Origin of the sequence: Vibrio sp. 947 (assembly GCF_033339115.1) — a bacterium.
GTDB classification, from domain to species: domain Bacteria; phylum Pseudomonadota; class Gammaproteobacteria; order Enterobacterales; family Vibrionaceae; genus Vibrio; species Vibrio alginolyticus.
Map to the genome: position 1 here is coordinate 78,905 of NZ_JAWOTX010000021.1, position 16,543 is coordinate 95,447.

Annotated in this window: 9 protein-coding genes and 1 riboswitch; of the genes, 6 read left to right on the top strand and 3 right to left on the bottom strand. The window is 44.4% G+C overall.

Annotated features, from left to right (window positions below; genetic code table 11):
• Positions 1–84: 84 nt before the first annotated feature.
• Positions 85–624, bottom strand: coding sequence for a single-stranded DNA-binding protein (locus tag R7Q39_RS21910; protein WP_005387798.1), 540 nt, complete (start codon positions 622–624; stop codon positions 85–87).
• Between the two features lie 277 nt (positions 625–901).
• Here R7Q39_RS21910 and R7Q39_RS21915 point away from each other — a divergent pair, with 277 nt between their 5' ends.
• The 4 genes from R7Q39_RS21915 (at position 902) to R7Q39_RS21930 (ending at position 7,399) form a co-directional block, all read left to right on the top strand.
• Positions 902–1,546: a LuxR C-terminal-related transcriptional regulator gene (locus R7Q39_RS21915; protein WP_005381237.1), complete on the top strand. Its 645-nt coding sequence runs from the start codon at positions 902–904 to the stop codon at positions 1,544–1,546.
• 159 nt (positions 1,547–1,705) lie between these two features.
• Entirely contained in the window at positions 1,706–2,578 is an 873-nt protein-coding gene (galU, locus tag R7Q39_RS21920) for a UTP--glucose-1-phosphate uridylyltransferase GalU (RefSeq protein ID WP_005381239.1), read from the top strand.
• Positions 2,579–2,727: 149 nt separating this feature from the next.
• Positions 2,728–5,550, top strand: a complete 2,823-nt coding sequence (gene uvrA, locus R7Q39_RS21925; RefSeq protein ID WP_262662884.1) for an excinuclease ABC subunit UvrA — start codon at positions 2,728–2,730, stop codon at positions 5,548–5,550.
• Between the two features lie 67 nt (positions 5,551–5,617).
• Complete coding sequence (locus R7Q39_RS21930; RefSeq protein ID WP_318076815.1) at positions 5,618–7,399, top strand: PglL family O-oligosaccharyltransferase; 1,782 nt, start codon at positions 5,618–5,620, stop codon at positions 7,397–7,399.
• Between the two features lie 59 nt (positions 7,400–7,458).
• Here the strand turns inward: R7Q39_RS21930 and R7Q39_RS21935 are convergent, their stop codons facing one another.
• Positions 7,459–8,580, bottom strand: coding sequence for an alanine--glyoxylate aminotransferase family protein (locus R7Q39_RS21935; RefSeq protein ID WP_318076816.1), 1,122 nt, complete (start codon positions 8,578–8,580; stop codon positions 7,459–7,461).
• A gap of 220 nt (positions 8,581–8,800) precedes the next feature.
• Positions 8,801–8,979: riboswitch (Lysine riboswitch) on the top strand.
• Between the two features lie 101 nt (positions 8,980–9,080).
• Between R7Q39_RS21935 and lysC the strand changes: the two genes are divergently transcribed.
• Entirely contained in the window at positions 9,081–10,433 is a 1,353-nt protein-coding gene (gene lysC / locus R7Q39_RS21940) for a lysine-sensitive aspartokinase 3 (protein WP_017821324.1), read from the top strand.
• A gap of 86 nt (positions 10,434–10,519) precedes the next feature.
• Here lysC and metH read toward each other — a convergent pair whose 3' ends face one another.
• Entirely contained in the window at positions 10,520–14,200 is a 3,681-nt protein-coding gene (gene metH / locus R7Q39_RS21945) for a methionine synthase (protein WP_318076817.1), read from the bottom strand.
• A 191-nt stretch (positions 14,201–14,391) separates the two neighbouring features.
• Here metH and R7Q39_RS21950 point away from each other — a divergent pair, with 191 nt between their 5' ends.
• A complete protein-coding gene (locus R7Q39_RS21950) occupies positions 14,392–15,723 on the top strand; it encodes a cation:proton antiporter (RefSeq protein WP_064354335.1) in 1,332 nt (443 codons plus the stop codon).
• The last annotated feature ends 820 nt before the right edge of the window (positions 15,724–16,543 follow it).

Consider the following 16,543-nt stretch of genomic DNA (forward strand, 5'->3'; position numbering starts at 1 on the left):
AGATAAGCCTGTGAGATCATCAGATTGCGACAATAAAAAAGGCCGCGATATTCGCGGCCTTTTCGATTCAAGCATAAGCAGAATTTAGAACGGGATATCGTCGTCAAAATCCATTGGTGGCTCATTGTACTGCTGCTGTGGTTGCTGCGGAGCCTGTTGTTGTGGTTGCTGTTGCTGAGGCGCATTGTACTGCTGCTGAGCTGGCTGTTGAGGCTGACCCCATCCACCTTGTTGCTGCTGTTGACCGCCCATAGGTGCGCCGCCACCTTGAGCACGACCGCCAAGCATTTGCATCACACCATTGAAGCCTTGAACAACGACTTCAGTTGAGTAGCGATCTTGGCCACTTTGATCTTGCCATTTGCGAGTTTGCAGTTGCCCTTCAATGTAAACTTGAGAGCCTTTACGCAAGTACTCACCTGCTACTTCCGCAAGTTTGCCGAACAACACAACACGGTGCCATTCCGTTTTTTCGCGCTGTTCGCCAGTCGCTTTATCACGCCATGAATCAGAAGTCGCAATAGTAATGTTTGCTACTGCACCGCCATTCGGCATGTAACGAATTTCAGGGTCGTTACCTAGATTCCCCACCAAAATAACTTTGTTAATTCCACGGCTGGCCATGATGTGCTCCGTTTCACTCTGGATATATAAAATTTTAGCGCATTAGAATAGCACGCTTTAATGTTTTGATTAAAGTCTAATACCATTGTGATCTATTGAGTCACCCTCTAGAACCCAAATCGTATTTCAACTTACGTGTGTAGCATTTTTGATTCGCGTTGCAGACATCGTTTCGTGAAGCTTTGAATTCGAACGCATTTATTCAGTAAAGCGATGGTTATGGCCTCTCTTTAATGCCAGTTTATGGCTTCTATTGAACCCAGGGAGATTGGAACACGTGAGAAAGTCGGCTTACGCAAGAAAGCTATTTCTGATCAGTATGGAAGATAATGCGCAAAAAAAAGTGGCGGCACTCGAAAAGTACGTTGATATGAGCATCCCGGTGATTTCAACCGCAGCACTCATGGAAGCCAAGCCACAACACCGTAATAAAATTCTACTGATCGACTTCAGTGAACATAAATCACTTGTTCAATCGATCAAAAACTTGCCTCTTGTATGGAAAAACTTTGAAACCGTTGTCTTCAACGTGCCTAAAAGACTAACCACGGATGAACTTCTTTCATTTGGTCAATTAAAAGGTGTGTTTTATTCTGAAGATACGCTAGAGCAAATTGGAGAAGGGTTAAAAGGCATTGTTAACGGTCAAAACTGGCTGCCGCGTAATGTAACCAGTCAACTTTTACACTATTACCGCAATGTCATTAATACTCATACTGCACCAGCTACGGTAGACCTAACCATTCGTGAGCTACAAGTACTGCGTTGCCTACAAGCTGGCGCCTCGAACAGTCAGATGGCCGAGGAGTTATTCGTCAGTGAATTCACCATCAAATCGCACTTATATCAGATATTCAAAAAGCTATCCGTAAAGAACAGAGTACAGGCAATCGCCTGGGCAGACCAAAACTTAATGTCGTGATGCAATGTGAGCGGCTCTGATAACTGAAATGACGAGTCGCTCATCTTTTTTCCGCACCGAGTCTCACATTTTTTCCTACTTTATTCATGATTCATTGATACCTCTCGTGTTAAAGTTATGCGCAGATTCTTGATAAAAACGAGATAGGATATTCCCCCAATGATAAAAAAATGTCTGTTCCCTGCTGCAGGCTATGGCACACGCTTCCTACCGGCAACGAAATCTATGCCAAAAGAGATGATGCCAGTTGTGAACAAACCGCTTATTGAATACGGTGTCGAAGAAGCAATCCAAGCTGGTATGAACGGCATGTGTATTGTGACAGGTCGTGGCAAGCACTCGATCATGGACCACTTTGATAAGAACTACGAACTGGAACATCAGATTAGCGGTACCAACAAAGAAGAGCTGTTGGTAGATATCCGTGAAATCATTGAATCTGCAAACTTCACTTATATACGTCAACGCGAAATGAAAGGCTTGGGCCACGCGATTCTAACTGGACGAGAATTGGTAGGTGATGAGCCATTTGCTGTTGTTCTTGCTGATGACCTTTGTGTGAACGAGCAAGAGGGCGTACTGGCTCAGATGGTGGCACTATTTAAGCAGTTCCGCTGTTCTATCGTTGCAGTGCAAGAAGTACCAGCCGAAGAAACGCACAAATACGGCGTTATCTCTGGTGAAATGATCAAAGACGACATCTACCGCGTAGACGACATGGTAGAAAAACCAGAGAAAGGAACGGCACCTAGCAACCTTGCTATCATTGGTCGCTACATCCTGACTCCCGATATTTTTGAACTGATCGAAAACACCGAACCTGGTAAAGGTGGTGAAATTCAAATCACGGACGCGCTGCTGAAGCAAGCAAAAGCGGGCTGTGTGTTGGCTTACAAATTCAAGGGCAAACGCTTTGACTGTGGTAGCGTTGAAGGTTACATCGAAGCAACTAACTATTGTTTTGAAAACCTGTATCTAAAAGATGAAAAAACCTCTGAGCTAGGTAAGCACGCAACACAAAAAGCTGTATAAAGCATCGTCGTAGTACGAAATTACTGTATCGAAAGCCCAGCACAACGCTGGGCTTTTTACTTTACTGTTTTTTTATCCAGTAATTTTCTTTGCACATTTCTCACACTATGTAATACTTGCCCCACTTGGTTATACATAGAGCAAAAACGATGGATAAAATAGAAGTTCGCGGTGCCCGAACCCATAACCTTAAAGACATTAATCTTACAATCCCTCGCGATAAACTGATTGTCATTACTGGACTAAGTGGCTCCGGTAAATCCTCTCTCGCTTTCGATACATTGTATGCAGAAGGCCAACGACGCTACGTAGAGTCTCTCTCTGCCTACGCTCGTCAGTTTTTGTCTCTGATGGAAAAACCCGATGTCGACCACATTGAAGGGTTATCACCTGCGATTTCTATTGAACAGAAATCTACTTCTCATAACCCGCGTTCAACCGTCGGTACAATTACCGAAGTCTACGACTACTTACGTCTATTGTATGCTCGTGTGGGCGAACCCCGCTGTCCAACGCACCATGCCCCTCTTGCTGCGCAAACCATCAGTCAAATGGTGGACAAAGTCCTAGAGATGCCGGAAGGCAGCAAAATGATGCTATTGGCACCTATTGTCAAAGAACGTAAAGGTGAGCATGTTAAAACGCTTGAGAACTTAGCGGCTCAAGGCTTTATTCGTGCGCGTATTGATGGAGAAACTTGCGATCTTTCCGATCCTCCAACCCTTGAGCTACATAAAAAGCACACCATTGAAGTTGTGGTAGACCGCTTTAAAGTTCGTCCAGACTTGCAACAGCGCTTGGCCGAATCTTTCGAGACCACGCTCGAATTATCAGGCGGTATTGCGGTTGTCGCGCCAATGGATGGCGACGGTGAAGAGATTATTTTCTCCGCCAACTTCGCTTGTCCACAATGTGGTTACAGCATGCAAGAGCTAGAGCCGCGACTTTTCTCATTCAACAACCCTGCTGGAGCATGTGGCACGTGTGATGGTTTGGGTGTTCAACAATACTTCGATCCAAGCCGAGTCATTCAAGATGATTCATTAAGCTTGGCACAGGGTGCGATTCGCGGTTGGGATCAAAAGAACTACTACTACTTCCAAATGCTCACCTCATTGGCTGATCATTATGATTTTGATCTCCATGCCCCTTTTAATTCTCTGCCAAAGAAAACGCAAGATGTCATTCTAAAGGGCTCAGGTCGTACTGAGATTGAGTTTAAATACATCAACGATCGTGGCGATATTCGTGTTAAACGCCATCCATTCGAAGGTATTCTGAATACCCTAGAACGTCGCTATCGTGATACAGAATCCAACTCTGTCCGTGAAGAGCTTGCGAAATACATCTCCACTAAATCTTGTTCAAGCTGTGGTGGTACTCGTCTTCGCCTTGAAGCACGTAACGTGTTTATTGCTGATACGACACTACCTGAGATTGTTGAACTCAGCATTGCTGATGCATTGGAATTCTTCCATTCCTTGAAACTGGAAGGTCAACGCGCCCAAATCGCTGAAAAAGTGATGAAGGAAATCAACGACCGCCTGCAATTCTTAGTTAACGTCGGTTTGAACTACCTAAACTTATCACGCAGTGCAGAAACCTTATCAGGCGGTGAAGCTCAACGTATTCGTTTAGCAAGCCAAATTGGTGCAGGTCTTGTTGGTGTCATGTACGTCTTAGATGAACCGTCGATTGGCCTCCACCAGCGTGATAACGAACGACTCCTAAAAACACTGACTCATTTGCGCGATTTAGGTAATACCGTACTTGTGGTAGAACACGATGAAGATGCGATTCGCTGTGCAGATCATGTCATAGATATTGGTCCTGGTGCTGGCGTACATGGTGGTAATGTTGTTGCGGAAGGCACCATGGAAGAGATAGTCGCGAATCCGAATTCTCTGACAGGTCAGTACTTAAGTGGTGTTAAAGAAATCGCAGTACCGAAAGATCGCACGCCGCGAGATCCGAAAAAAACGGTTGAGCTATTAGGCGCAACAGGTAATAACCTTAAAAACGTTAACCTTTCAATTCCTGTTGGGTTATTCAGCTGTATTACAGGGGTATCTGGCTCAGGTAAATCAACGCTGATTAATGATACTTTCTTTAAAATTGCGCATACCCAACTTAACGGAGCGACAACGGCTCAGCCTTCACCTTATAAATCGATTAAAGGTCTAGAGCACTTCGATAAAGTCATCGATATCGATCAAAGCCCAATTGGCCGTACACCTCGCTCTAACCCTGCAACCTATACGGGGATCTTTACACCAATCCGTGAACTGTTTGCAGGCACACAGGAGTCGCGTTCTCGCGGTTACAAGCCGGGCCGTTTTAGTTTTAACGTACGCGGTGGTCGTTGTGAGGCCTGTCAGGGTGACGGTGTTATCAAAGTAGAAATGCATTTCCTACCAGATGTTTATGTGCCATGTGATGTGTGTAAAGGTAAACGCTACAACCGTGAAACGCTCGAAGTACGTTACAAAGGTAAAACTATTGATGAAGTACTAGAAATGACGGTCGAAGATGCACGCACCTTCTTCGATCCAGTTCCTGCCATCGCTCGCAAACTACAAACACTGATGGATGTGGGTTTGTCGTACATACGATTGGGTCAAGCGGCAACAACACTCTCCGGTGGTGAAGCACAGCGTGTGAAACTGGCGCGAGAGCTATCCAAACGTGATACAGGAAAAACCTTGTACATTTTGGATGAACCAACAACCGGCTTGCACTTCCATGATATCCAGCAGTTGCTCACTGTACTGCACAGACTTCGCGACCACGGAAATACTGTCGTGGTGATCGAGCATAACCTGGACGTCATTAAGACTGCGGACTGGATTATCGATCTTGGTCCTGAAGGGGGTCAGGGTGGCGGCGAGATAATCGCTCAAGGCACTCCGGAAGATGTGTCGCAAATCGAGGGTTCGCACACAGCTCACTTCCTCAAGCCTATGTTGAAGTAGAAAAAACAGGTAAAGTATCGAGACCAGCAAGTGCTGGTCTTTTTTCATTCAAAACAACGCAATAACTATGGCTACTATACATGTAAGTGGAACAAAGCTTTCTCCCGAAAAAGTACAGGTTCCCCTCAATCGCAAGTTTCTCATTGCCTTGGCAACACTATTTGTGTTGGCAATGCACTTTTTCATGCCCAACCCCGGCGGTTCGGGGCTTTCGCTTTCGTTCAATGCGACAACTTGGATTGCTTTTAGCTTTGCATTAGGCATTGGGTGTTACCAACTTGCGAATAATCGAGTGCTACGTTACTCAAAACTAACCATCGGCTTGTTCATTAGTGCTCTTATCATGACGGTGCCCATTCTGTACCCAAATGCGAATAGCAGTTTGGCAGCCAATAAGCTCATTGGCCTGTGGTGTGGTGTCCTGTTCTTTATTGTCTTACAACAATTTCATTTCAGTAATAAACATCGCCAACGCCTATTATGGTTCATTGTCCTTGCGGTTGTTATCGAAGCCATTTTTGGTTTGACACAATATCTGTATCTCAAACCAGGCAATCCGTTTGGTTACGACACGGTGGCCAATCGTCCTTATGGTATTTTCCAACAGCCCAATGTAATGGCCAGTTTTCTTGCGACAGGGTTGGTGATTGCCAGCTATTTACTTGCACGTCAGCCCTACAAATACGATCGTAAGTTAAGCGATGTTTACCTTCTCTATGCCGTACCAGTTTTAACTTTACCACTAATTGTGGCGTTGGCTTCACGCACTGGTTGGTTAGCCTCGGTCATCGCCGTGTTGTTGGTCATTCCATACATGTACCGCTTTGCAACCAAAGGGCGCTTTATCCGCTGGGTTGTGTCACTTGTAAGTGGGCTCTTACTCTCAGTCGTTGTCATGCATCTTGCCTTTCCTGATGGAGGTGGGTTAGCCGCAGAAAAAGTAAATATGGAGTCTCCTCGAGCGTATACTTTTCCGCAAACATTAGACATGGTGATTGAAAAGCCTTTTACTGGTTATGGATATGGCAAGTTTGAATCTGAGTACATGCTGTATACGGCTCGTCAACATGCCCTTAATGAGAATTACCCAGCAGGTTTGCCTGCCATGGATCATCCGCATAACGAGCTGCTTTACTGGGGAGTAGAAGGTGGCTTACTGCCAATACTCGGCATCTTCTTAGCGATGGCACTGGTACTGTATCGAATCTATCAAGCCAAACGCGGAACTCGTCTTGCGTTGCTGGCCTTGTTTATACCTATCGTATTGCACTCACAACTGGAATACCCTTTCTACCACTCTCTCGTGCATTGGTTGATCTTCGTTATCCTACTGTACTGGGTCGATCAGCGCGTCTCTCGTTATCGACAAGTCGGCTTTAGTAATGTGACCAAAAGCTTGCTGCGTGTTTTTAGTTTGGTACTTCCCGTTGCGTTTACGTTTTACATGGTAAGCGCATTACATACGAACTATGTATTGACGAAGTTTGAGACCACTAGACCAACTAACCCTGATATTCTGAATCAAGTCAGTAACCCTGTAGTTTGGAAAGACAGGTTTGATTGGGATGTCTATAGCACGTTTTTAAACCTTGGGCTGTACCAACAAGACGCAACCTTGATCAAGCCTTATATCGATTGGTCGCTAAAAATCATCAAAGATAAGCCTCGCCCTGCATTTTATAATAATTTGATTTTGGCCTACCAAGGCTTAGATGACTCAAGTAAAGCGGAGCAAATTAGAGCTGAAGCGCAGTTTTTGTTCCCGAAGATTGATTTCAGTGACGTCAATTACCAACCACCTTCTCAAGCAATCTCTGCCTCACCAACCCCCACTTCAGGAGTTGAGTAATAAATACCAAAAAGCGAAGGGATGACCTTCGCTTTTCTTTATCTCATTACTGTATGATTTTATTCAGTGAGTGACTCTTCTAACGCTTTTAAGCACAGCACAACGTTTTCAGATCGAGCGCCGTAACCCATTAAGCCAATACGCCACGCTTTACCAGCTAATGCCCCAAGGCCTGCACCAATTTCTAGGTTATAGGTTTCTAGCAAGTGAGCACGAATTTTTGCTTCATCAATTCCTTCAGGCACGTAAATCGCATTTAATTGTGGCAATCGATGGGCTTCGTCCACAACAAATTCAAATCCTAACTTTTGTAAGCCATTTTTGAGTTTTTCATGCATCAGTTGGTGACGAGCCCAAGCGTTTTCTAATCCTTCATTTTTCAGTATCAATAAAGCTTCATGAAGCGCATACAAGCTATTAACTGGCGCCGTATGATGGTAACTACGCTTGCCTTCTCCACTCCAATACCCCAAAACTAAACTCTGATCGAGGAACCAACTCTGTACTGGTGTTGTTCTTGCTTGAATCTTTTCAATTGCGGCAGGAGAAAACGTCACTGGTGAGAGCCCAGGAACACATGACAAACATTTTTGACTGCCAGAGTAAACCGCATCCAGTTGCCATTCATCCACTTTTAACGGCACACCACCAAGCGATGTCACCGCATCAACAATAGATAATGCATTATGCTGTTTCGCCAGCTTACCCAATGCTTGAGCATCACTGACTGCACCAGTTGAGGTTTCCGCATGCACAAAAGCAAGAATTTTTGTATCTGGGTGCTGTTCGAGTGCTTGCTCGACTTTATCAATGGAAACAGGCGTCCCCCATTCATCATCGACGATAACAACTTCGCCACCAGCACGGACGACATTTTCGCGCATGCGTTCACCAAATACACCGTTACGGCAAACGATCACTTTATCACCTTTCTCGATCAAGTTTACAAAGCAGGTTTCCATCCCTGCACTACCTGGCGCTGAAACCGCAATAGTGAATTCATTGTCAGTTTGAAAGGCATACTTCAATAGCTGCTTGAGCTCATCCATCATACCGATAAACAGAGGGTCAAGGTGACCTACAGTAGGACGGCTTAGCGCTTGTAACACTTGAGGATAAATATCAGAAGGACCAGGTCCCATTAAAATACGGTGAGGTGGAATAAAGCTTTGGATCGACATGTCAGCTCCTTGATTATCTTTTATCCTGAGCATTCTAAAAGTTCTATTCAATAACATGGCTCAGGTGTAGGGTTCTTCACCCTAATAGATTTTTCCTCTATCAGCAATTAGCCGTAAGTATAGAGGTCAAACCAGTGTCACAAAATCGTTAATAAAAAACACCATAAAGGTTGAAATATTGATTGACATTAAGGCCTCAAAACCGTTCAATGTTTGAGCTTTATGTAGAAGAGGAGCGCTACCCAGGTAGATGATTTGTGGAACCGCAATTCCAACACCAATCATTGAGGGGGAGTAGTGCCGAGGTAAGTCAAAGTTGCAGGATTTGACTTGTCGGTTGAATTGGGCTGAATCCCATCAACTGTCATCAGCGCAGTCTGATGAAGGGCTTCTGAGGGTAAATTTTTCAAATAGCATTCTAAATACCTCTCTTTTTGCTCTGTTCCTTTTCTCACTAAACATTGGATGTACAATTTTTTAGGAAGTCGTGGGAGAACGCAGTGAGCGCATTTAACGTAGCTAAATTCGGTGGAACCAGTGTTGCCAACTTTGAGGCAATGAGTCGTTGCGCCACCATTATCGAAAACAATCCAAATACTCGCCTAGTCGTGAGCAGCGCTTGCTCTGGCGTCACCAACCTATTGGTAGAACTCGCCAACGGTGTTCAGGATCAAACGCACCGTACTGAGCTGCTGCAAAATCTGGCCAACATTCATGACGCCATTTTAACTCAGCTCGAAGACAGCACGAAAACTGCTGCCGAGGTGTATGGCATATTAGATACCGTAACCAGCCTGGCCGAGGCTGCATCTATCCAAGCTAGTGCGAAGTTAACCGATCATTTAGTCGCATGTGGCGAACTCATGTCTACGCACATTCTAACTCAGTTAATGTGTGAGCGAGGCATTCAAGCTGTACGCTTTGATATCCGCGATGTGCTGCGTACTGATGACAACTTTGGTCGCGCGGAGCCAAACATTGAAGCAATTTCGACGCTTGCGCAAGATAAACTCGTACCACTTTGCCAACAATCCGTTGTTGTTACTCAAGGCTTCATAGGATCTGATGAAGCCGGTAATACAACAACACTAGGTCGAGGAGGCAGCGATTACAGCGCCGCCTTAATTGCTGAGAGCGTCAAAGCGGCAGGGTTAGAAATATGGACTGATGTTCCGGGCATCTACACAACAGACCCGCGAATTGCGCCAAAAGCCTCACCAATTCCTGAGATCAGCTTTAGTGAAGCTTCAGAAATGGCTAACTTTGGTGCTAAAATCCTTCACCCTTCTACGCTAGTACCCGCATTACGCCACGACATTCCGGTATTTGTAGGGTCATCGAAAGAGCCTGAAAAAGGGGGAACTTGGATTCGCCACCAAGTCGAAAGCTCACCGTTATTCCGTGCGCTAGCTTTGCGTTGTAACCAAACCATGGTAACGCTACGCAGCGCCAATATGTTCCACGCATACGGCTTCTTAGCGAAGGTTTTTGAGATCCTTGCAAAGCATAAGATCTCTGTCGATTTGATCACGACATCTGAAATCAGTGTATCGTTAACACTTGATCAAACTGATACATCTGGCGGAGCACCACAGCTGCCGCAAGCTGCACGAGAAGAGTTAGAAGAGTTATGTAAGGTAGAAGTTGAACATGACCTATGCCTCGTTGCCCTAATTGGTAACAACATGAGTGAGAGTAAAGGCTACGCGAAACAGGTTTTTGGCACGCTAGAAGATTTTAACCTACGCATGATTTGTTATGGCGCTAGCCCTCACAACTTATGCTTCTTGCTCCATGAATCGGTATCGAAACAAGCCATACAAAAACTCCACACTGAGTTGTTTGAGAAGTAAGTTCAACTCAATAAAACAAAGGGCTGCGTATCTGCAGCCCTTTGTCGTTTCATTAGTTGTTACATTTGGACGAGGTAAACATCAATTTAACCGTTAATATTTGGCCCTAACCATTTTTCAGCCTCGATCCTATCCCACCCCTTACGATCGGCGTAACTCTCTAGCTGATCTTCTTGGATCTGTGCGATCGCAAAGTAACGTGAGTCAGGATGAGAGAAATACCAACCAGAGACTGACGCGCCCGGATACATTGCATAGCTGGAGGTTAGAGTCATGCCAATATTCTCTTCCACATTAAGTAGATCCCAAAGCGGTCCTTTTTCAGTATGCTCAGGGCACGCTGGATAACCTGGTGCAGGGCGAATACCTTGGTATTTTTCACGAATGAGATCATCGTTAGATAAATCTTCATCCGCAGCATAACCCCAAATTTCTTTACGGACACGCTCATGCAAATACTCAGCAAACGCTTCGGCTAGGCGATCCGCCACCGCTTGAATCATAATTGCGTTGTAATCATCTCCCTGTGCTTTGTATTCATCAGCAAGCTCTCGTTCACCAATACCACCAGTGACAGCAAATGCCCCTATCCAATCATGCTTACCCGACTCTTTAGGTGCGATGTAGTCGGATAAACAATAGTTGAATCCTTTTGGTTTCTCGGTCTGTTGTCGCAAGTTACGTAATACTTTCACAACGTCGGTACGAGTTTCATCAGCATAAACTTCAATGTCGTCCCCCACGCTCGCAGCAGGGAATAAGCCACACATTCCACGCGCTTTTAACAGGCCTTCTCGCTCAACTCGATCAAGTAACTCGTTGGCATCTTCGAATAAACGTTTTGCTTCTTCACCAACTTCTTCATGTTGGAAAATTGTTGGATACTTACCCACAAGTGACCAAGTCATAAAGAATGGTGTCCAATCAATGTATTGACGTAATATAGCCACATCAAAATCATCGAAAATATGAATGCCAGGCTTAACAGGCACTGGAGGTGTATAAGCTTCCCAATCGATCGCAGCTTTATTCGCTCGAGCCGCTTCTAATGTCACTGGTTTGGTTCTCGGTTTCTTTCGATTATGTTGATCACGTACTCGTTCGTAATCAGCTTCAAGTTTTTCAACAAATTCAGGGCGACGTTCATCTGACAGAAGAGAAGTACATACGCCCACTGCACGTGAGGCGTTGTTCACGTAAACCACTGGATGCTTGTAATTTTGCTCAATCTTAACTGCTGTATGGGCTTTTGACGTTGTTGCGCCACCGATGAGAAGAGGTAAGTTAAAGTCGAGACGCTCCATCTCTTTTGCAACATGCACCATTTCGTCTAATGAAGGTGTGATCAACCCTGATAAACCAATAATATCGACGTTCTCTTCTTGCGCTACTTTTAAGATCTTTTCGCAAGGAACCATGACACCAAGATCGATAATTTCGTAGTTATTGCACTGCAATACAACGCCAACGATATTTTTCCCGATATCATGTACATCACCTTTGACCGTCGCTAGCAAAATCTTACCGTTTGTTTGTCCCACCTGCTTTTCTGCATTGATGTAGGGCTCCAGATGCGCGACTGCTTGCTTCATCACTCGTGCAGATTTTACGACCTGAGGAAGGAACATTTTACCTTCACCAAACAAGTCTCCGACGACGTTCATCCCATCCATTAGTGGGCCTTCAATCACCTCTAATGGCTTTGAAGCGTTGACACGAGCCTCTTCGGTATCATCAACGATGAACTCAGTTATTCCTTTCACTAACGCGTGCTCTAAGCGCTTTTCAACAGGCCAAGTTCTCCACTCAAGTGCAGAGGCATCCTCCTCTTTACCTACCCCTTTGCCTGCATATTCCGCCGCGATATCTAACAATCTCTCAGTGGCGTCATCATGACGGTTAAGAACGACATCTTCCACAGCCTCACGCAATTTTTCAGGCACGTTATCGTAGATTTCTAACTGACCCGCATTCACAATCCCCATATCCATACCATTTTTAAAACAGTGGTAGAGGAACACCGCGTGAATCGCTTCACGTACATAGTTATTGCCACGGAAAGAGAATGAGACGTTAGAAACACCACCCGAGATCATCGCATGTGGTAAATCACGTTTGATATCGCCAACGGCTTCAATGAAATCCACCGCGTAGTTATTATGCTCCTCGATCCCCGTAGCAATGGCAAAAATGTTTGGGTCAAAAATGATGTCTTCTGGTGGAAAGCCCACTTCATCAACAAGAATTCGGTAAGCGTTGGTACAAATTTCTACTTTGCGCTCACGTGTATCTGCTTGCCCAATCTCATCAAACGCCATCACAATCACAGCCGCACCGTAACGGCGGATCAACTTAGCTTGTTCAACGAATTTCTCTTTGCCTTCTTTGAGAGAGATCGAGTTAACAATGCCTTTGCCTTGGATGCACTTAAGACCGGCTTCAATAACCTCCCACTTGGAAGAGTCAACCATGATTGGTACTTTTGAGATTTCAGGTTCTGACGCACAAAGGTTTAAAAAGCGAACCATACAAGCTTGTGCATCCAACATGCCTTCATCCATGTTGATATCGATAATTTGAGCGCCATTTTCAACTTGTTGACGAGCCACATCGAGCGCTTCATCGTACAGCTCTTCTTTAATCAAGCGCTTAAAACGCGCAGAACCGGTTACATTCGTACGCTCACCGACATTGATAAATAAAGAGTCTTTATCAATCGCGAGTGGCTCTAAGCCAGACAAGCGACAAGCAACGGGAAGTTCAGGTAATTGACGAGGGGCGATATTTTCAACCGCGAGTGCCATTTGGCGAATGTGCTCAGGAGTTGTACCACAACACCCACCAATCAAGTTTAAAAAGCCACTTTGAGCCCACTCTTTAACATGCTTAGCCATATCTTCTGGCGACAAATCGTATTCGCCGAATGCATTCGGAAGCCCAGCATTTGGGTGAGCGGAAACAAAAGATTCTGATATACGAGAGAGCTCTTCAACATAAGGACGCAGCTCATCTGGACCAAGTGCACAGTTCAAACCAAACGAAATCGGTTTAACATGACGTAATGAGTTGTAAAACGCTTCTGTGGTTTGACCGGATAATGTCCGACCGGAAGCATCAGTAATAGTCCCCGAGATCATCACAGGTAACTCAATACCCATCTCTTCAAACACACTTTCAACAGCAAATGAACAAGCCTTAGCGTTAAGCGTATCGAAGATGGTCTCGATAAGAATAAGGTCTGAACCACCTTTAATAAGCGCTCGAGTCGATTCAGAGTAAGCCTCAACTAACTCGTCGAAAGAAACATTTCGATATCCGGGGTCATTTACATCAGGAGAAATAGAACAAGTTCGGTTTGTTGGCCCTAAAACCCCTGCGACATAACGTGGTTTATCGGGTGTTTTTGCGGTCCATTCGTCTGCAACTTCACGTGCAAGCTTGGCAGCTGCAAAGTTAATTTCTTCACTTAGGCTTTCCATCTCGTAGTCAGCCATCGCAATGGTTGTTGCGTTAAAAGTGTTGGTCTCAAGAATATCTGCACCCGCTTCTAAATATGCAGCGTGAATTTCCTTGATAAGTTGAGGCTGACTTAGAACCAACAGGTCGTTGTTACCTTTTAGATCACAATGCCAATCCGCAAAGCGCGTTCCTCGATAGTCTTGCTCTTCAAGTTTGTACCCTTGAATCATGGTTCCCATACCACCATCAATCAAAAGAATACGTTGCTTCAATTGAGCTTCAATCTGTTGTCTTACGTTACTTCCCACAGTACAGCCTCATTCCTTTAGTTATCTTTCCATCCTATCACACAAACTTCAGGAGTCTAGACGTCTAAACGTGGAATTAATGATTATTTTATCTCCTTCTTAACTTACAAAATAATCACGAAAAAATGTTTGCTATTTAAGCAGCATCAGCCGAGAATTCCATTCATAAAATGTTACAAATAGAGAGCTCTATGTCGGTCTATCATACTTTATGTTTTCTATCCGCAGCTGCGATGCTAATTGCTTTTGTAAACAGCAAGATAGGAAAGATGCAAACCACCATTGCGATTACCGCAGGTTCAATGGTGCTTTCACTTCTAATCTTAATTGCGGGTCAAAACAACTGGTTCCATCTCACCGAAATTGCGACGGAGACGGTCACAAGGATTAACTTCGAAGATTTCTTGCTCAAAGGCATTCTTGGCTTCTTACTATTTGCTGGTGGACTAGGCATCAAACTCCCGAACCTTAAAGATCAAAAGTGGGAGATCACTGTTTTAGCCCTTGGAGCCACACTGTTTTCCACGTTCTTTATTGGATTTGCACTGTATGGGTTTTGTCAGTTAATTGGCATCCAATTTGATTTGGTCTACTGCTTACTATTTGGTGCTCTAATATCGCCAACTGACCCAATCGCTGTATTGGCTATTGTGAAAAAACTAGATGCTCCTAAACGTATCTCCACTCAGATTGAAGGAGAATCGCTCTTCAATGATGGCTTCGGTTTGGTTATCTTCGTCACTCTATTTACGATTGCATTTGGCACTGAGGCACCAACTGTAGGTAGTGTCACCTTGCTCTTCATCCAAGAAGCTATCGGTGGTATCACATATGGTTTCGTCCTCGGTTTGCTATTCCACTACTTGATCAGTGCCACCGATGATCACTCAATGGAATTGTTACTTACCATTGGTGTCCCAACAGCAGGTTACGCATTTGCTGAATACATCCATGTATCAGGCCCACTCGCAATGGTTGTATCCGGTATTATGATTGGCAACTGGACACGCTTTATTGGCTTTTCAAAAGAGAGTGAAGATCACCTTGACCATTTTTGGGAGCTTGTTGATGAGTTCTTGAATGGCGTGTTATTCCTACTGATCGGCATGTCGATGCTGCTGTTTGAATTCCACAAAGAAGACTGGATCATGATGGCTATTTCAGTCCCTCTTGTACTAGCAGCTCGCTATTTAAGCGTATTTCTCTCGTACATTGGCTTTAAGCGTTACAGAAAATATAACCCGTGGTCAGTACGTATTTTGACGTGGGGCGGCTTACGCGGGGGCCTTGCATTGGCAATGGCACTTTCCATTCCATCTGGTATTTGGGTGATTCAAGATAAGTTAATCGATGTAAAAGAGATTATTCTTGTAATGACCTACTCCGTCGTTGTTTTCTCTATCCTCATTCAAGGCTCAACAATCACTCCAATGATTGAAAAAGCAAAAGCAGAAGAGAAGAAGATGGAAGAGAACAACCAAGCAATAACCACTCCGGAACATACGGAGACAGTGGACTCTTAAAGACACGTAACTTAATAAATAAAAAGCAGCTACCTAGCTGCTTTTTTCATAACTAATTTTCAGACTCCCCTTCAAGGACGAAGGCTCCTTATTCTTTGATATACCATCAAATATACGAAGAATCGCTACGCTACATTTTCATAGATACTAACTATTGCTGATAGATAGTATTCATAGACGAGCCTTTTAATTTACCCATTTTCATCTGTATCACTTCTCTTCCCTTGGCAATATAGGCTCCTCGCAAACATCAAAGCTAAACTTCCACAATACTTAGCAATGAGCGAGTTTGTATTTTTATGAGAAAGAGGCATTTAGGGTAATTGCGTTCAGAACCCAAACAGGTTAGCAACCTCACCAAGATAAAACTGAGCTAGCATTCAGGTAGATCAAAGCCTTAACAGAAATGTAGCCCCCCTCCCTCTTGATCTCAGTGAGACTAAACTTGTATTCAAAGTCGTCCTGTTTTCAAATTAGAAACAAGCGACACTTCAAACAATTAAACTCTGTCACATAACTAGATTTTCTAATATCAAATAAAAGGAGCTTTGGTTAGAGCTTGGTATCGGAATAAGGCTAAGACTAAGGCACAGAGTTACATGCTAGCTCGTTCACGACGATATTAAAACCATGTGAAGAGGGTAGTGTAACTCTAGATGCAAGGTTTCAATATGAAAGTGAGTTTCAGGTAAGTCGGGGGAACCAGAACGAAAAAAGCCTCAGTCTTTCGACTGAGGCTTAATATAAGTGGCGGAGTGGACGGGACTCGAACCCGCGACCCCCGGCGTGACAGGCCGGTATTCTAACCAACTGAACTACC